Origin of the sequence: Streptomyces sp. NPDC016845 (assembly GCF_044332585.1) — a bacterium.
Taxonomy (GTDB): Bacteria; Actinomycetota; Actinomycetes; order Streptomycetales; family Streptomycetaceae; genus Streptomyces.
This window is the reverse complement of record NZ_JBIRPI010000035.1, coordinates 22713-40001: the sequence shown is the minus strand read 5'-3', so window position 1 is coordinate 40001 and position 17289 is coordinate 22713. Positions and strand designations below refer to the sequence as shown.

12 protein-coding genes are annotated in these 17289 nt (G+C 69.4%); 9 read left to right on the top strand and 3 right to left on the bottom strand.

Translation table 11 applies throughout. The features are described 5' to 3' along the window. Window positions 1-12: 12 nt before the first annotated feature. The 6 genes from ACH4RC_RS39680 to ACH4RC_RS39655 all read left to right on the top strand — a co-directional run bounded on the left by ACH4RC_RS39680 (window position 13) and on the right by ACH4RC_RS39655 (window position 10203). Window positions 13-1239 carry a hypothetical protein gene (locus tag ACH4RC_RS39680; protein ID WP_398209467.1) on the top strand — a complete coding sequence of 409 codons (1227 nt, stop codon included), beginning with the start codon at window positions 13-15 and terminating at the stop codon, window positions 1237-1239. Window positions 1240-1315: 76 nt separating this feature from the next. Then, a complete protein-coding gene (locus ACH4RC_RS39675) occupies window positions 1316-2311 on the top strand; it encodes a diiron oxygenase (RefSeq protein WP_398209466.1) in 996 nt (331 codons plus the stop codon). 120 nt (window positions 2312-2431) lie between these two features. Then, entirely contained in the window at window positions 2432-3412 is a 981-nt protein-coding gene (locus ACH4RC_RS39670; protein WP_398209488.1) for a PDR/VanB family oxidoreductase, read from the top strand. A gap of 116 nt (window positions 3413-3528) precedes the next feature. Then, window positions 3529-4230 carry a glutamine amidotransferase gene (locus ACH4RC_RS39665; protein ID WP_398209464.1) on the top strand — a complete coding sequence of 234 codons (702 nt, stop codon included), beginning with the start codon at window positions 3529-3531 and terminating at the stop codon, window positions 4228-4230. 331 nt (window positions 4231-4561) lie between these two features. Further along, complete coding sequence (locus tag ACH4RC_RS39660) at window positions 4562-7594, top strand: AfsR/SARP family transcriptional regulator (RefSeq protein ID WP_398209463.1); 3033 nt, start codon at window positions 4562-4564, stop codon at window positions 7592-7594. 1085 nt (window positions 7595-8679) lie between these two features. Beyond that, complete coding sequence (locus tag ACH4RC_RS39655) at window positions 8680-10203, top strand: RICIN domain-containing protein (protein WP_398209462.1); 1524 nt, start codon at window positions 8680-8682, stop codon at window positions 10201-10203. 57 nt (window positions 10204-10260) lie between these two features. Here the strand turns inward: ACH4RC_RS39655 and ACH4RC_RS39650 are convergent, their stop codons facing one another. Together ACH4RC_RS39650 and ACH4RC_RS39645 are read right to left on the bottom strand one after the other, a co-directional pair. Next, window positions 10261-10758 (bottom strand): hypothetical protein, encoded by a 498-nt coding sequence (locus ACH4RC_RS39650; RefSeq protein ID WP_398209460.1) that lies wholly within the window; start codon window positions 10756-10758, stop codon window positions 10261-10263. A gap of 49 nt (window positions 10759-10807) precedes the next feature. Then, window positions 10808-11905, bottom strand: a complete 1098-nt coding sequence (locus tag ACH4RC_RS39645; RefSeq protein WP_398209487.1) for a hypothetical protein — start codon at window positions 11903-11905, stop codon at window positions 10808-10810. A 386-nt stretch (window positions 11906-12291) separates the two neighbouring features. On the opposite strand from ACH4RC_RS39645, the gene ACH4RC_RS39640 reads away from it, so the two are divergent. Continuing rightward, window positions 12292-13014, top strand: a complete 723-nt coding sequence (locus ACH4RC_RS39640; protein ID WP_398209458.1) for a hypothetical protein — start codon at window positions 12292-12294, stop codon at window positions 13012-13014. Window positions 13015-13080: 66 nt separating this feature from the next. Further along, on the top strand, window positions 13081-14913 hold the full coding sequence (locus ACH4RC_RS39635) for an FG-GAP-like repeat-containing protein (protein WP_398209456.1): 1833 nt from the start codon (window positions 13081-13083) through the stop codon (window positions 14911-14913). A 260-nt stretch (window positions 14914-15173) separates the two neighbouring features. Here ACH4RC_RS39635 and ACH4RC_RS39630 read toward each other — a convergent pair whose 3' ends face one another. Next, the gene (locus ACH4RC_RS39630) at window positions 15174-15542 is read right to left on the bottom strand and encodes a hypothetical protein (protein ID WP_398209485.1); all 369 of its coding nucleotides are present in this window, start codon (window positions 15540-15542) and stop codon (window positions 15174-15176) included. A 497-nt stretch (window positions 15543-16039) separates the two neighbouring features. On the opposite strand from ACH4RC_RS39630, the gene ACH4RC_RS39625 reads away from it, so the two are divergent. Beyond that, window positions 16040-17221, top strand: a complete 1182-nt coding sequence (locus ACH4RC_RS39625) for a serine hydrolase domain-containing protein (RefSeq protein WP_398209455.1) — start codon at window positions 16040-16042, stop codon at window positions 17219-17221. Window positions 17222-17289: the final 68 nt, after the last annotated feature.

The window sequence follows — 17289 nt, the reverse complement described above, 5'->3', positions numbered from 1 at the left end:
GAGAGAAAAGGAATGCACATCCTCACCGGAGTGAACATGTTGTCCAAGGATCTCGTCCTGGTCCATTCCGGGCGGGACAAGTTGGTCAGGGTGCCACTCGCGGAGATCGACGGCTGGCTGCCGGCGACTCCCCAGCACACGTGGATCGCCTCGGACGAGGTCACCGTCTACGTGGCCACCGACGCCATCCCGCCCTTCAACGCCTCCATCGTCACGCTGCACCTGAACGACGTGAACTGGGACGCCGGAACCGCCGACGTAGAGCTCCGGCAGATCCTTCCGCTGGACGTATCCGGCACGCCGTCCGACATGCCGAACCTCAAGCAGACATCGTCCAACCAGCCGATCATGCCGTGGACGAGGCCCTTTTACACGCAGACGCACGGCCCGACCTTCCTGCCGCGCTCGAAGTTCACCTACGTCACGCACTACACGGACGACCGCGTGCGCGGATTCAAGATCAAGCCGGACGGCACGCTTGAGCAGCGCGTCCTTTACTCCCAGCGCGGCCTCACCCGGCAGACCCACGGCGTCAACTTCAATGCCGTAGGCACCGTCGGGCTCGGTGTCGGCTACGACTACGACATAGGTGAGGTGCGCGTCTACCGTCCGGACCGCCACACCGGCAAGGTCGGGGCGACCCACACCATCACGCTGGGAACGGAGACCGAGTACGGGGCGTTCGCGCACTACGCCTCATGGCTGGACAACCGCTACGCCTACGTCGGGGCCATGCAGATCGGGCCCACGTCGAGGACGCCCGTGGGCGCCACGGTCGTCGGGCAGAGCGTCTGGCTGATCGACACCGAGCTCGACACCGCCGAACGAGTCATCGGCCCCACCACCAAGCCGGGCGGCGCGGGCATGTACAGGTCGCCGTCGGACCTGACCATCGCCAAGGGCAAGTTGTACGTGGCGGAGGAGGACTCGTGGGCCGGCCAGACGGACAACCCCGCCGACTACGGGCGCGACGGCTACATCTCGATCTGGAACCTGTACGACCGTGACCGCCCCAGCTTCATCAAGCGGCTGCGACCCGGCCGTGAACTGCCCGCCGGCTTCCGCAACGCCCACACGGCCACGGCCATGTTCAACGAGGAGTCGGTGTTCGTCTCCAGCTTCGTCAGTGATCACCTCATCCGGATCGACACCTCCACCGACCAGGTGGCGAAGGTCTACGACGCCGACGACGGGCTGAGCATGTTCCACGGGGAGTTCGCGACCGGAAGGAACCGGTGACCGAACGGAACGGTGACCGACGGAACCGGTGACCGAAACGCACAACCAGAGCCGCATCCACATCGGAGTTGACCCCTTGAGCAAGGACAACCCAGGCCCGGTTCTCCGGGCCGAGCAGAACGACGACCTGTCGCACACCAAGATCATGCTGGGCCGGCTCGCCGCCAACTGGCCCCAGCGCGCGTACGTGAAGAAGGGCGAGCTGGACCCGTTCTTCGAGGCGGGCGAGCCGGGTGAGCCGGGCAAGGAGGACTTCCTCGAAAAGCTGCTGCCCTTCAGGGATCTGCCGCAGTACCGGTCCAGTTCACCCGAGATGAAATCCCGCGTCCTGAGCTGCGGCTGGCTGATGTACAACGCCAAGACCACGCAGATCGAGACAGAGATCGTCAATCCGTCCTGTCTCGACATCATCGCGGGGGTGATGCCGGGGCTGCGCACGGGCGACGCGCAGAAGGCTGTCTGTGAGACCTTGGTCGACGAGGCCTACCACGTGCACCTCGTGGAGCAGGCGAGCCGCCTGACGCGCCGCCGCCGTGGCCTCGAGGACCTGCGCATCCCGCGGTTCAACCTGGTCCGGCACATGCGCGAGCGCCAGCGGACGGGCACGGAGCCCTGGCACGGCCAGACGATCCAGTTCGCCACGGCGGTGGTCTCGGAAATCTTCATCAGCGACTACCTGCACCTGCTCAGCGAGAGCGAGGAGATCCAGCCCTTCAACCGCATGACGGTGGCGGCCCACCGTCACGACGAGATGGTGCACAGCCCTCTGTTCCGGTCCATGGCCCAGCTCTTCTCCCATGACCTGACGGTGGAACAGCGCGCCGCGTTCGCCGACGTGCTGGCCGAGCCCGTCGTCTGGTTCGCCGACCGCGAGCTGGACGTCTGGCTGTCCATGCTGCGGCAGATCGGCTTCCCGAAGGCCGAGGAGATGATCCGTGAGTGCCGGTCACTGGGGACCGCCGACCTGACGTCCCTGGACCACTCGGCCATCGTCACGCTGGCCGAGGAGATCGGCCTGCTCGACTCCGCCGCGGCCCGCGACAGCTTCACCAGGCAGGGACTGATCGCCTGAATCCGCCGAGTGGTGGGCCGGACACGTCACCGCGCCCGCCCCACCACTGCCCGTAAACCCTTTCCGTACCGAGGAAGTGCAGGAGCCAAGCACGTCATGACAGTCGACATCGCGGCACCGATGCCGCGCGGGGTACCCGTACCCCCTGACGAAACCACCACGGTCCTGCGCGTGAGCGGACGGACCACGGGAACCGACGGAGTGCTCACCCTCACCCTGGTCGACCCCTCGGGCCGGAAACTGCCCGAGTGGTCGCCGGGGGCCCACATCGATCTGATGCTGAGCGAGATCGATCTGGTACGGCAGTACTCGCTGTGCGGCGACCCGACAGACCGGCACAAATGGCGTGTCGCCGTCCTGCTCGAACCGAACGGCCGCGGCGGCTCGCGCCATGTGCACCAGGCGCTCGGCACTGGCAAGGCGGTCCGGGTCAGGGGCCCGCGCAACAACTTTCCGCTGGAACCCGCGGCCCGCTACCTCTTCATCGCGGGCGGCATAGGCATCACTCCGATCCTGCCGATGGTGGCCGCAGCCGAGGCCGAGGGCCGGGACTGGCAGCTGGTCTACGGCGGACGGTCGCGCGCGTCGATGGCCTTCCTCGACGAGTTGAAGGCCTACGGAGACCGGGTACGGGTCCACCCCCAGGAGGAGAGGGGCCTGCTCCCGCTCGCCGAACTCCTCGACACCCCACGCCAGGACTGTCTGGTGTACTGCTGCGGGCCCGAGCCCCTGCTCGGCGCCGTCGAGGAACGCTGCACCGGATGGCCGTCCGGCGCGCTGCGCACGGAGCGCTTCGGGGCCCGGCCGGTACCGGTACCGGCCGACGAGGGCGGCACCGCCTTCGAGGTGGAGTGCCGGCGCTCCGGTCTGACCCTGGCGGTCGCGCCGCACGAGTCGATCCTCGACGTGGCCGACCGGGCGGGCGTGTTGACGTTCGCCGCCTGCCGCGAGGGCGTCTGCGGCACGTGTGAGACCAGCGTCGTCGAAGGCGCTCCCGAGCACCGCGACTCCTTGCTCACCGAGGAGCAGAGGGCCGCGGGGAAGTCCATGATGATCTGCGTCTCGCGCACCCGCGGCTCCCGGATCGTCCTCGACCTCTGAGCGACCGCTCGGCCTCCGGGCGGCCGCACCAACTCTGGGCGGCCGCACCATTTCCGAGTGACCGCTCGAGCTGTGAGCGACCGCCCCTACCACCAACGTGAGCGAGGCTGATCGAGATGACAGAGGCGCTGGCCATCCGGCACGTCGCCTTCGAGGACCTGGGCACCTTCGAGGACGTGCTCAAGGAGCGCGACATCCGGGTGACCTACATGGACGCCGGACGCGGCCGGCTCAGGGAAAAGGTCGAGCGGCGCTCTCCCGAGCTGCTCGTCGTCCTCGGCGGCCCCGTCGGGGCGGGCGAGACCACCGCCTACCCCTTCCTCACGGAGGAGATCGAGCTGGTCAGAGCCCGGCTGTCCCGCGAGGAACCCTTGCTGGGCGTCTGCCTGGGCGCGCAACTGATCGCTGCCGCGGCCGGCGCCAAGGTCTACCCGGCTGCGGTGCAGGAGATCGGCTGGCAGGGCGTCGACCTGACCGCGGCAGGGGCCGATTCTCCTCTGGCCGAGCTGACCGCGCCTGTACTGCACTGGCACGGTGACACCTTCGACCTGCCGACGGAAGCCGTGCACCTCGCTTCCACACCGCACTGCGCCAACCAGGCCTTCGCCCTCGGGCGGCATGCCCTGGGGGTGCAGTTCCACGCTGAGGTCCGCGGCGCGGCCATCGAGTCGTGGCTGGTCGGCCACGCCCATGAGATAGCGCACGCCCCCGGGGTGTCCGCCCCCGGCATCCGGGAGGACACCCGCCGGTACGCGGACCTGCTGGAGAGCCAGTCCTCGAGGTTCTTCGGCCGCTGGCTCGACGGCGTGGGCCTGTAGAGGAGGTCATGTGCCCATGGCCGGCACGAGTTCGCGGTCGGCGTGGGCATGTTACGAAAGACGACACCGCCTACGCACCCCGTACGCGGCGAAGCAGCCACCGCTTACCGGCCACACCTGGTCCAAAGCCATACACCCGCCTCTTGCCGGAAGACCGCCATGTCCCGTACCGCGGCCGCGCCGGGTGGGGCGGCGGCTTTGCCGCGCGGGGCAGTGGGGCAGAACGGGCACCCGCACCGGCCACCGCGGCGCGGGCCCGCTTACCGGCCGATGACCGGCGCGACGGCGCGCCGGTTAGGTTGGGGGCGACTGCTTCACGGGGGAGGCGGTGATGGGCGATGCCATGACGTCCGCCACGCTGCGATTCGAAGTGCTCGGCCCGCTGCGGGTCCGGCGGGGCGGCCTGGAACTCGACGCCGGGCCGGTGCAACAGCGGGTCATGCTCGCCGTGCTGCTGCTGTCCGCCAACCGACCGGTTTCACGGGAGAGGCTCATCGACGCGATCTGGGGAGAAGCGGTCCCCGGGCGGGCGGTGAACCTCCTGCAGCGCCATGCCGCGGGCCTGCGCCGCGTCCTCGAACCCGAGCGCCGGGCCCGAACGCCGTCACAGCTGCTGACCTGGACCGAGGCGGGCTACCTGTTGAAGGTGGCGCCCGGCGGACTCGACCTGGACACGCTCACCGCACAGATGGACAGGGGCCGCTCGGCGCGGGCCGCGGGGGACCTGCCCGCGGCCGCCGAGGCCCTGCACGCCGCCCTGCGGCTGTGGCGGGGCAGGCTGTGCGAAGGACTTGCCGGCCCCCTGCTGAGCGCAGAGCGCGACCGTCTGGAGGAAGACCGCCTCGGCGTCGTCGAGGAGCGCATCGAGACCGACCTGGCGCTCGGCGCCGACGCCGGCCCCGTCGCCGAACTGCGCCGCCTGATCGACGCCCATCCCTTGCGCGAGCGGCCGTACGGCCTGCTCATGCGCGCCCTGCACCGCTCGGGGCGGCAGGCCGAGGCCCTCCAGGTGTACCAGGAGGCCCGCCGCCTGCTGGCCGATGAGCTCGGCATCGAACCCGGTGCGGAACTGCGCCTGGTACAAGAGCAGATCCTGACCGCCGACGCCGCCCTGAGCCCGCCCGCCCCGGCCCGCGCGGGGACGGCCGAACCGGCGCGGAACGACGACGGCCGCTCCGTCGGCGTCACCGCCGGCGCGGAACCGCTCCCCGCGGCGGGCAACCTGCCCGCCGAGCTGACCAGCTTCGTCGACCGGCAGCGGGAACTGTCCGAGATCGGCAAGCTGGTGCCCGCCACGCGCCTGGTCACGCTCACCGGGGTCGGCGGCGTGGGCAAGACCAGGCTCGCGCTACGCGCCGCACTGAACCTGCGACCGGGCTTCTCAGACGGCGTGTGGCTGGTGGAACTCGCGGGCCTCTCGGACCCCGAACTCGTCGAGCACACCGTCGCCACGGCGCTCGGCATCCAGGACCAGTCGGGCCGAATACCCTTGTCCGCCCTGGTCAGACACCTGCGAAACCGGAAAGTCCTGCTGGTGCTCGACAACTGCGAGCACCTGCTCAGCACCTGCTCCCCGTTCGTCGACAGTCTGCTGCGCGCGGTGGAAGGCCTGCGGATCATCGCCACCAGCAGGCAGCCCCTGGCCATCGACGGCGAGCGCATCTTCGCGGTGCGGCCGCTAGGGGTGCCGCCGGAAGCCGCGCGCCCGCGCGCACCGGCCGCGGGGCGTGCGCCCGAGGAGCACGGGGCCGCCGTCACCCTGTTCACCCACCGGGCGCGCGCCGCGGTGCCCGGTGGGTTCTCCCTCTCCCCCGAGAACCAGGCGATCGTGGTCCGGATCTGCCGGCGGCTCGACGGTATCCCGCTGGCCATCGAGCTGGCGGCCGGACGCCTGCGCGCCCTGTCACCCGCACAGCTCCTCGCGCGCCTCGACGATCGGTTCCGGGTCCTCACGACGGCGCGGCCCACCGCGTTGCCGCGCCACCAGACGCTCCAGGCGACGGTGGACTGGAGCTTCCAGTTGTGCACGGACAAGGAGCGGCTGCTCTGGGCCCGCCTCTCGACCTTCACCGACACCTTCGACCTGGAAACGGCCGAGGCCGTCTGTGACCTGGACGATCTGCCTGCGGAGGAGGTCCTCGACCTCGTCGACGGTCTCGTCGTCAAGTCGGTGCTCATCCGCGAGGACTCCACGGGCGGTGTCCGCTTCCGGCTCCTCGAGACGCTCCGCGATCACGGGCGGAAGCGGCTCTCGGACAGCGGCCTCCAGGCAGCACTCCGTCGCCGCCACCGGGACTGGTATCTGGCCCTGGCCGAACAGGGCGAGGCGGAGTGGTTTGGTCCCAAGCAGGCGGACTGGGCCGCCCGGATGCGCCTGGAGCACGCCAACCTCCGTGAGGCCCTCACCTTTTGCCTGACCACACCGGGGGAAGGCCGGGCCGGTGTCCGCATTGCGGCCGCGCTGTACTTCTTCTGGGTCGGCTGCGGTCACGTCGAGGAGGCGCAGCACTGGCTCGGCCGGGCGCTGGCCCTGGACCGCGAACCGTCCCACGAGCGCGCCAAGGCCCTGTGGGTGCTGAGCCGGATCGCCTATCTGCGCGGCGACATGCCCGGCAGCGCCGCCAGGTCCCAGGAGTGCCGCCAACTGGCCAGGACGCTCGGCGACGACACCGCCCTGGCCTACGGCACACATATGGCGGGGGCCGCCGCCCTGCTCGGCGACGACGCGCAGCGCGCGAAGGACCTCCTCGAGGACGCCCTGCGGCGCTATGTCGCGCTCGGCGAGCTGAACAGCGTGGTCATCATGGCGCAGGTGCAACTCGCCATGACCTGCGTCTCCATCGGCACGCCGGACCGCGCGGTCAGGCTCTGCTGCCGGGCGCGGGCCATCTGCGACGTCCACGACGAGACCTGGACACTCGCCTACGTCCTCTACGTGCAGGCCTTTGCCGAGTGGGCCAGGGGTGACCGCGGGGCGGCGACCCTCCACGCCCGCGAGAGCCTGCGCCTGAAGCGGGACTTCCGCGACCGCCTCGGCATCGCCATGGCCGTGGACCTCCTCGGCTGGATCGCCGCCGCCGAGGGCAGGAGCCACCGGGCGGCGGTGCTGCTCGGCGCGGCCGAGGAGGAGTGGAACACCATCGGCCTGCCGTGGTTCGGCTCGGCGCACTGGCGGGCCCCGCACGAGGAGGGAGAGCGGCTGGCACGGCAGGCCCTCGGCCACGAGGCATGCGAGGACGCCTTCCGCACGGGCGCCCGCCTCGCCCCGGACGAGGTCGTCGCGCTGGCCCTGGAGACGGCGGCAACGCCGAGTACGGAACGCCGCGCCCCGGAACACGCCACGGGAACAGGCCGGTTCGGTTGAGCCGCGGGGCCGGGGGCGTGGGGGTCTCCCGGTCCCGCGTCTTCCCGTGGTGTGCCCGCGGTGGTCCGTCGCGAAATGGCGGAAAAGACAAACCACCTGGATCGGTGGCGCCGGGGTGAGAGGTCGCAGAGCGCGAACGACCTTCGAGCCCCGCCCGGCGCCGTCCCGACCTGCCCCCACGGCAGAGGCTGCACGCGGCCGGATTGCGGCTCCTCCAGCCGCAGCGCTTCCGTACCGGCGCACGCATCTGCCGCGCCTCGGTGTGCGTCAGCAAGGAGTCCGGCCCCGGCCACGCCCAAGTGGTCGCACAGGGCGTGACACCGCCCGTTGGGCAGCCCCGCTTCACCCCAAGTCCGGCTGTGGTTGGCGGAGCGCCTGCGCGGCGGTGTCTCGGGATGACCCCGTACCGGTTGCCCATCACCGCCGGGCGGCGTCCGGATCGGGACGTACAGCAGCCGGGTGGCCGACCGCCACACATCCTGGACCTCGTCGGACTCGGCGGCCGGCCGGCCGAGCGGGGTGGACGGACGGCCGAGGCCGGCGATGCCGGGCAGAGCTCGAGCGCGCCCGCCGTTCCTTGCACCGGTCACGAGCGGCTCCACAACACTCCCCACTCCCCCGTTGCCCGCCACCGCACCGCTCTGCCCGCGAGACGGGCGAGTACGGTTCCGATCGGCTCCCACCGTTCGTCACACAGATTGCCGGGTACGGGGCGGTTTCAACCAGTTGTCGCAACACTGGCTCGTGCTGAGCGTAGATGATCGCTGAGGGATTCCGCGGGCGCCTTCCAGCCGAGAACCCTGCGGGAGCGGGAGTTGCGGACCGTAGCCCACGGCGATCGTTTCGATCCGGCCAGGTCACAGAACGCCCTCTGTGACAGATCCGGTTCGGCGACAGAATTCGTCCGCGTATGCCAACTCCTGTGTGACAGCGGTCCGTTCGGAGGCGCTGTCCCGCTCGTGTCCGGTCGACGCAGTACACAAACCACCCGCCAGTGGACTTGCCGCCGCATATGCACTTGTGACTTTCTGGAATCAGTAAGAACCGTGTGTAGCGGTCGATCGGGGACCGTGAAGGGATGACCGATGAGTACTGCTCAAGCACCAACCGCGGACGACGAGTCCTCCGCCCCTCCCATCAGCACGGTCGCCGGAACCGGGGTGGCCGGGTTCAAGGGAGAGAACGAGCCTGGCGCGGCGGCGCAGTTGAACCGTCCGTACGGGATCGCGGTGGACGGCAACGGCACTCTCTACCTCTGCGACTTCAGTAATCACCGGGTCCGCAAGATCACCACAGACGGGAAGGTCAGCACGGTCGCAGGGACCGGCACCGCGGGCTTCAGCGGTGACGGCGGACCGGCCCGCTCGGCCCAACTGCACAATCCGCGTGAGGTGGCGGTGGACGGCGGCACGCTGTACGTCACCGATTCCAGCAACCATCGAGTTCGCAGGATCACCCCGGACGGGGTGATCAGTACGGTCGCCGGCACCGGTGCCGCGGGCTTCAGCGGTGACGGTGGCCCCGCTGCCTCGGCCCGGCTGAACCTGCCGTTGGGGATCGCGCTGGACGCCACCGGTGTCCTGTACATCTGCGACTACAGCAATCACCGGATCCGAAAGATCGCTACGGACGGGACGATCAGCACGGTCGCGGGAAGCGGGGTCGCAGGGTTCAAGGGAGACGGAGGTCCAGCGGTCTCGGCCCAGCTGAAGAACGTGCACGGGGTGGCGGTGGGCCAAGAGGGCGACCTCTACATCGCCGATTCCAGCAACAACCGGGTCCGTAGGGTGACGGCCGACGGGACGATCAGCACGGTCGCCGGGACCGGCACCGCGGGCTTCAGCGGTGACGGTGCTCCCGCTGCCTCCGCTCAGTTGAACTTCCCTCTGGCCTTGGTGGCGGACAGCGGCGGCGCCCTCTACATCTCCGACTACAGCAATCAACGGGTCCGCAGGATCAGCGCGGACGGGGTGATCAGTACGGTCGCCGGCACCGGTGCCGCGGGCTTCAGCGGCGACAGCGGCCCGGCCACGGCGGCCCAGTTGAACAACCCGCGCGGGCTCGCTGTGGACTGTGTCGACACCCTCTACATCGCCGATTTCGACAATCACCGGATCCGGAAGATCAGATCAGCGAGGCTGGCCGGGCTGCCCGACGCGGGCATCGTGGTCTGCTGGGCCAATGTGCGCAGCCGGCTGCGCATGGGGGTCTCGCGCGAGTCCGTGGAGGACGGGGCCGAGGTCCGTCAGTCGCTCGCCGTCCGCCGAGACCACCAGCGGTGGCGGCTGCTCGCGGCGGGCCAGGACGACGGAGACATCCTGTACCGGATCGAGAACGTGCGCAGTGGCAAGGTCCTGGAAGTCGTAGGCGCGGGGACTGCGCAAGGAGCGGCGGTCGCGCAGCGCGCCTATGAAGGTGGTGACGCACGCCATCAGCAGTGGAGGCTGATCCCGGTGGGTGCGGTGGCCGACAGCCCGCGCGTGTACGAGATCGCCAACGGGCACAGTGGCCTGCTGCTGCGTGTGGAGTCCAACGCTCCAGCGGCGCTCACGCAGTTCGGGGCTGAGGGCGACCACCGCGGACGGCAGTGGCAGTTGCTCCCTGTATGAGATACGAGCGAGGGGTCCAGGGACGAGGACGCCCCTGAACCCCTCGTTACCCGGAAGCTACTCGGAGCGGCCCGGCTTCTCGGCGGAGGCCTTGGGCGCCTCGGGCTTCTTGGCCTCGGGCGCGGCCGGCTTGGGCTGCATGCACTCACTCTTCTTCGGCATGTCATCCAGGTCCGCGGGCTTCTTGAGGCCGCTGTGGCCCGTCACCGTCGCACTCGACTCCTGCATGCCGCCGGCGGCCGCCGTGGACACTGAGCTGGGCTGCTGGGCGTACTGCGCCTGCGCATCGGCCGACGCCTGCGTGCTGTGGATGAAGGAGCCGAGAAATCCCAGGATCACCCGTGCTTCGGGGGACTGCTCCTGCACGATCTTCGCCCGGGAGGTGGCCCCATGGACTCCATGGGTGTAGAGGCTTGTGGTGGTGTCGTCGTAGGTGCCGTCGTCGGCGTCCTCGAAGTCGATGCCCGTACCCGGCCGTGGCTTGTCCCGGTCGGGGGTGACCGAGAACAGGCCTGCGCCCTGGCCTGCGAAGCGGAAGATGTTGTCGAACACCATGATCGTCACCTTTGGTCGTGGCGGAGCCGTGGCGGAGTGGCACGCGCGGTCAGGGCCCCTTGTGCAGATCGCGCTCGCTGTCGGTCAGGTTCTCGCCGTCGAACATCGTGTGGTGGACCTCCAGGGCGGAGACGACCTCGGCCAGTCCCTTCATGCGGAAGCCGCCGTCCGCCAGGCCGATCTCGTTGATGTCCCGGGCGACCATCCGCTCGAGGCCGGGGTAGTCACCGGGCTGCGGCGGCGACAGCACCTTCACCGGCACCGCGTACTCCACCGCGAGCAGACCGGAGAAGGTCACCGGGATCTCGTACGTGTACTGCTTGCGGGTCCGGCGCTGGGTCACGAGGGTCTCCACGCGAGAGCCCGGCGGGACTTTTCCGGAGATCTGTGATTTGGAGGCCCAGCTGGTGTTCAGAGAACCGCCCACGGAGGCCGCGACCCCCTGCGCCAGCGCGGCGTTGAGCCCGGCGGTGCCCGATGCACTGCCCGTGGTCGTGAACGCCGTCGATCCCGTCACCGAGCCCGACGCGGTATTCGTCATCCCGTTGGTCATACCCATGTCCACGGCGTTCGCGTTGTCCACGCCCACGCTGTCCTTGCTGTTCTTGTTGGTCATCGTGTTCGAGTTCTTGTTCGTCATCTCGTTCTTGAGCTGAGCCTGGAGCTGCGCCTGGAGATTCAGCCCCAGCTGTAGCTGGAGTTGCAGTTGCAGCTGCGCGCTGACATTGCCGCCGAAAGTGAGTTTGGTGTCTCCCGAGAGTGACCAGGTGGCCCCGTTCGACACGGTGAAATCGACCGAGTCGGTGAAGGTCATCTCGGACTTTCCGCGATTGACGTAGGTACGCGAGGAGAATGTGTCGGGCGGGGGCTGGGCAATGTCGCGCCGCTCCTCGATCAGCGGTTCCCCGAGGTTCATGTAGGCCAGCCACCCCAGATCGAACGCCGGCCTCCCGGTGAAGTCGCCGAAACGCAACTTGTTCACGGAAAATCCGACGGGCCTGTGATGCACGCCGTAGTCGTCGACGAAAACCAGACTGGGGTGGCCCAGAATGGTCTCTGGAGCCTGCGCGATGCCAAGTTCGCGCAAGTTCTTCTTGGTCAGTGGCTGACGCTTGGCCCGTTCCAGGTTGTACGCGTTGGAAGGCAATGTCTGTCCTCGGCTTATCCGGTCGAAATCCCGCACGGCGATGCGGGAACAGGCGGACTGCGCACACGTTCCGAAACGAAGCTAGCACGGGCTCTATTTGCCGAGAAGACCCATTCACGGTCAACGCTCAATCGAGTGACGAAGAATTACCGCCAGCCCCAGGAAGCACGCGTCACCTCTGCGCAATTCACGCCAAAGGGTGGTGTACCTCGAACCTCGCCGGTTTTGATGGCATTTGCCTCGGTCGCGCATTCGTTTTTAGGGGCGCTTTCGGCCGAGAGCTATTGACCGCGCATTTATGCCACGTGCTTAATCAGTGCTTGAGCGCCGCGACGCGCAGTTCTCCCGCATTGTTTCCCACACCAGGAACAGGTGAGGTTTCCGCGATGTACACGCAAGAGCGCACGACGATGTCGAATCTGGTGGTCGGCGGCCCGGTAGCGGTGAACAGCTACGACAACGCGATCGTGGCGGCACTGGTCGAGAACAAGCCTGTCATGCTCGTCCACGCCTTCAACGGCGGCTACCTGCGGCCCGTAGAGCTCAAGCAGGAGAGCCACGACAAGGGTGTGAAACTGGCGACCGCACTCGACCCGGCCACCAAGGAGGCCCAGGGCCACCTCTGGTACCTCTCCCCCGCCGGCTTCTTCGGACAGCGGCCGCTGTACTGCATCGAAAGCGCCGCAGGCCAGGTGCCACCGCCCGCCGCCACGGGCGCGGGTCAGCCCGACGCGGGGCGCGGTGACGACGGCACGCCCAAGCCCCAGCGCAGGCGCATCACCGTCCACCAGGACGCCCCCAAGAGCACGGCCGACACCGTGCAGGTCGGCCTGCCGGACAAGGTCGGCGACAAGTGGCGCGGAAAGAACGGTGCGTTGGAGGACACCCAACTGTGGGTCGTCACCGTGACGCCGTGGGGCGGGATCACCTTCGTGCCGATCACCCACCCCGATGCCATCCTCGGGTTCAAGGACCATGCGGTGACGGCCGACGGCGAAGTGCGGCTCACCTACAACTGGGGCGGGGACTTCACCGGGACCGTCATCAACACCTTCTACCCGCGGCTGCCCAGCGAGTGGAACGTGCCCTACCACCACGTCTTCACGTGATCCGCGGCCACCGCCGCTCCGCCCCCTCCCGAGCCCACGCCCGCGCCGCCTGGAAGAGGCATCACGATGCCCGTGCCCACACACGAACTGAAGCTGGCGATCGTCAACGCCGCCACGGGACAGCCCCTCGGCACCAAAGCCGCGCCGAGCACGGACGGCACACTCGTCGTCCGCGACTTCCCCGACGAGGGACCGAGCCCCGCACAGTGGCGACTCACCCCCGTCCCCACCCCGCAGGACGACAAAACCTACGTGATCCTTAACGCGGCCAACGGCAAGGTGCTCGACAACCCCGCCACCGCGGACCGCGGCATCCGCCAGCAGGACGCCGCCACGGGCAGGAAGAGCCAGCAGTGGCACGTCGTCCCGGTCGAGGCCGAAGTCGGCCTCTACTTCATCGAGGACATCTCCGGTGACGTCGTTCTCGACCTCGCCGACCCCGGTGAGGTCGACACCCGCATCATCCTGAGTCCCTATGACGACAGCGTCCTGAGTCAGCGCTGGCGATTCCTGACCGCCGAACCCGAGCGCACCAGCGACCCGGTGCTGCGCTGGACGCCCCTGAGCCATTGGAACGGCCGCCGATCCTGGCGCCTTGACCGCTCCCCCGCCCTGCGTCCGGCACCCGACGCCTCCCCCTCCTTCAGCGAGGTGCTGCTGGTCCTCGACCGGTTCGGCAGCGACCCGGACGCCGGCGGATGGAACACCGTGGGGGCCTGTCACTTCCCCGGCGGACAACCGGGCGGGTGGGCGGGTGTCGGTGCACGATTCCTCGCCGACACCACGGGCAAGGGACGGCAGGACATCATCGGCCTCAAGCCCGCGAAGGGAGCCGTGACGTCGTCCGGCCGGGGCGATGGCATGTTCGACGGTGACGAGCGCGTCCTGCACCCACCCGCGCCCTCCGCCAAGCCCGCGGACCTGTGGACCTTCGCGGACACGACGGGCGACGGCCGACCCGACGTCGTCGTGCTTTCCGCGGAGGGGGTACGGGTCTCCTCCCAGGCCGAGGACGGGACGTTCGCGCCCGCGGGCGGCGGCCTTGTCCTCAAGGCGTTCGGGCACGGCCCCCAGGCCGGCACGTGGTCGGCCGACAAGCACCCCCGCTTCCTCGTCGACACCACCGGCGACGGCAGGCTCGACCTCATCGGCTGCCATGACGACGGCGTCTGGATCTCCCTCCAGGACGAGGAAGGAAAGTACGCACCGCTCGGCGACGAGCCCGCCCTGAAGGCGTTCGGCCACCACGAGGAGGCGGGTGGCTGGCTGGTCGACGAACATCCCCGCTTCCTCGCCGACACCACCGGCGACGGCAGGCTCGACCTCATCGGCTGCCATGACGACGGCGTCTGGATCTCCCTCCAGGACGAGGAAGGCACCTTCGCCGAACCCCTCTACGTACTCGACGACTTCGGGGTCACCCAGGGCTGGAGCTCGGCCACCGAACACCCTCGCTTCCTGCTCGGCACCGTCAGCGGAGAGGCAGTGGACATCGTCGGGTTCGGCCCGCAGGGGGTCGTGGTGGCCCGGGGGCGCGGGGACGGCACGTTCGAGTCCGCGCACGTCGTCCTCAACGACTTCGGGGACGCCCAGGGCTGGTCGAGCAGCAGACACCCACGCCTCCTCGCCGACGTCACCGGCGACGGCCACCCTGACATCGTCGGCTTCGGCGACGAGGGCGTCTGGGTAGCGCACAACCGCGGCGACGGCCGGTTCGAACAAGCGCAACTGGTATGCCGCGGATTCGGATACAGCGACGACGCGGGCGCCTGGCGGGTCGACCGCCACCCCCGCTTCCTCACCGACATCACCGGCGACGGCCGCGTCGACATCGTCGGCTTCGGCGGTCCCGGCGTACACGTGGCCCGCAACCTCCACCGCCGCTTCCGGACCCGCTAGCCAGCGAGGCACCTCCGCGGCGCCCGCCGCAGCGCACCGTCGGACGGGCCCGCGCGGGGTGAGTCGGGGCCGGTCGGCCGCAGTCGGCGACAAGGTCGGCAGCGCCGTGCCGGTCCTCCGCCTGGCCGGACTGATCGGTGCGGCCGTCGCAGGGATCGGCGCGGGCCGCCCGTGAGCCATGAGGACGGTGGCGTTCCCGGCTGCCACAGCCCTCGCGGGCGCCGGACCTGGTGCTGACCGGAGCAGCCGAAGAACTGTTCTCACGCACACCACAAGGCAATGCGCTGTGGCTGCGCGTCGAGGGCTTCGCCGATACCTCGCCACAGCCGGAGCAGCGCAGGCCGAGGCGGCCACCGACAAGGGCGTCCTCGACCTCTGCACCGCCTGGGCGGTCGCTTCGGAGGAGGCGGAACGCTGGTCGGTGACGGCGCGGACGGCGGGGCTGGTGGCTCCTGGTGACCACCACCGGCGCAGTCGGCGACCAGTAGTCCGGCACGGAGGTTGGCCAGAACGCGGCCGAGCAGGCGGAAAACGTGCATCTGCGAGCAGCCCCAAGGGTCGGCGCCTTGTAGCCGGGGCTGCTCCTCGACGAAGCGAAGCTGGAAGATCTGCCGGTCACGGTCGTCCAGGGCGGCGATCAGCGGCGCGCGGCAGTGATCAGCGTGTCCACTACTGAGGGCCCGCAGGTTCGTTTCGTTGCTCTACGGCAGCCGCCGCGTGGCCTACGGTCCCGTCATGCTGCCTCCGGTGGAGACGGATGAGGACGGGGCCGCGGTCGTCCCCGACGAGGCGGTGCCGCGTGCCGCGTGCCGCGTGCCGCGTGCATGATCTGCGGATTTGCGTGTCCGCCCAAGGCCAAATGCCGTTGTCTTACGCTTCCGCGGGTTGCGTGCCTTGGATGTGGACGGCTTGGACGGCGCGGTGCGGGCAAGCTGGGGCCAGTTGTGGCGGCATCGCGCTGGCATCACCCAGTACAGGGAGTCCTCCGCAGCGCCAAGGAGCACGCCCCTTCCCGCCGAGTTGATCTGTCGGTATGTTCCGTTCCAACAAGTCCGACCAGTCGGTATGTGTAGGCAGAGCCGGGTATTTCGACGTCGGGCACTCGTTCCGAGAAGCCGGAGGTTCCATGGCGGAGCAGGCAACACCGCAGATCGACGGGCACTGCGACACACGTTTCGAAGGCGTCCGCGCCGCTTTCGCGGACAACTTCCGCGAGCGCGGTGAGCTGGGGGCCGCCGTATCCGTCCTGCTCGACGGGGAGCCCGTCGTCGACCTGTGGGGCGGCTGGGCCGACGCCGCGCGCAGCCGCCCATGGGAGCGGGAGACCCTCGTCAACGTGTGGTCGACGACCAAGGCTGCCACGGCGCTGTGCGCGCATCTGCTGGCCGACCGGGGTCTGCTCGACCTGGACGCGCCGGTCGCCACCTACTGGCCCGAATTCGCCGCAGCAGGCAAGGAGAACATACGCGTACACCATCTGCTCTCGCACCGCGCGGGCCTGGCCGGCCTGCGCGAACCGCATACGTTGAGCGAGCTGTACGACTGGGAGTTGACCACCGCACGCCTCGCGGCCACCGAACCCTGGTGGGAGCCGGGCACCCGCTCCGGCTATCACGCACTGACCTACGGTTTCCTGGTGGGCGAGGTCGTCCGGCGCATCACCGGACAGCTTCCGTCCACGTATCTGCATCAGGAGGTCACCGGACCACTCGGCATCGACTTCTTCATCCGACTTCCGGAGAACGCAGCCCGGCACGTCGCCGAGCTGGTCCACTCGCCGGCCGCGGCCGGCAGTGAACAAGAGGCCGTCTTCGACCAGTTGCGGCCGGTTGCGCGCGCTGCCCTGGGCAACCCGCTCGCCGGGGCCGCCGACGCGAACACTCCTGAGTGGCGTGCTGCCGAGATTCCCGCCGCGGGTGGCCATGGGACGGCCCGAGGAGTCGCCGCGCTGTACGGGCTCTTCACCGGCCAGGGACGCTCAGACGGCCGGCAGGTGTTGTCGCCGCAGGCCGCGGAACGCGTACGCGAAGGCCAGGGCAGCTGCCAGGACCTGGTCCTGGGCGCCGCTTTCGAGCACGACACCGAAATCGGTCTCGGTCTCTGGCTCAGCGGCCGAAGCAACTCCTACGGCCCCAACCCGCGGGCCGTCGGCCACGACGGCTTCGGCGGCTCCTTCGGGCTGGCCGACCCCGAAGCAGGCATCAGCATCGGCTACGTCATGAACCGCATGGGCACACACATGGCGGATGACCCTCGCAAGATGGCGCTGATCGACGCTGTCTACAAGGCAGGCGTGCCTTCCGCGTGAGGGCTGACCCTCTGCGGCGTGAGCTATCCGGTCAGGGCGAGATTGTGCAGACGGGCGACGCCGGGCAG

What these genes read in the sequence shown, in the direction of transcription:
- ACH4RC_RS39680 (WP_398209467.1), top strand. Translation starts at nt 13, where the DNA reads ATGCACATCCTCACCGGAGTGAACATGTTGTCCAAGGATCTCGTCCTG.
- ACH4RC_RS39670 (WP_398209488.1), top strand. Translation starts at nt 2,432, where the DNA reads ATGCCGCGCGGGGTACCCGTACCCCCTGACGAAACCACCACGGTCCTG.
- ACH4RC_RS39665 (WP_398209464.1), top strand. Translation starts at nt 3,529, where the DNA reads ATGACAGAGGCGCTGGCCATCCGGCACGTCGCCTTCGAGGACCTGGGC.
- ACH4RC_RS39660 (WP_398209463.1), top strand. Translation starts at nt 4,562, where the DNA reads ATGGGCGATGCCATGACGTCCGCCACGCTGCGATTCGAAGTGCTCGGC.
- ACH4RC_RS39655 (WP_398209462.1), top strand. Translation starts at nt 8,680, where the DNA reads ATGAGTACTGCTCAAGCACCAACCGCGGACGACGAGTCCTCCGCCCCT.
- ACH4RC_RS39650 (WP_398209460.1), bottom strand. Translation starts at nt 10,758, where the DNA reads ATGGTGTTCGACAACATCTTCCGCTTCGCAGGCCAGGGCGCAGGCCTG.
- ACH4RC_RS39640 (WP_398209458.1), top strand. Translation starts at nt 12,292, where the DNA reads ATGTACACGCAAGAGCGCACGACGATGTCGAATCTGGTGGTCGGCGGC.
- ACH4RC_RS39635 (WP_398209456.1), top strand. Translation starts at nt 13,081, where the DNA reads ATGCCCGTGCCCACACACGAACTGAAGCTGGCGATCGTCAACGCCGCC.
- ACH4RC_RS39625 (WP_398209455.1), top strand. Translation starts at nt 16,040, where the DNA reads ATGGCGGAGCAGGCAACACCGCAGATCGACGGGCACTGCGACACACGT.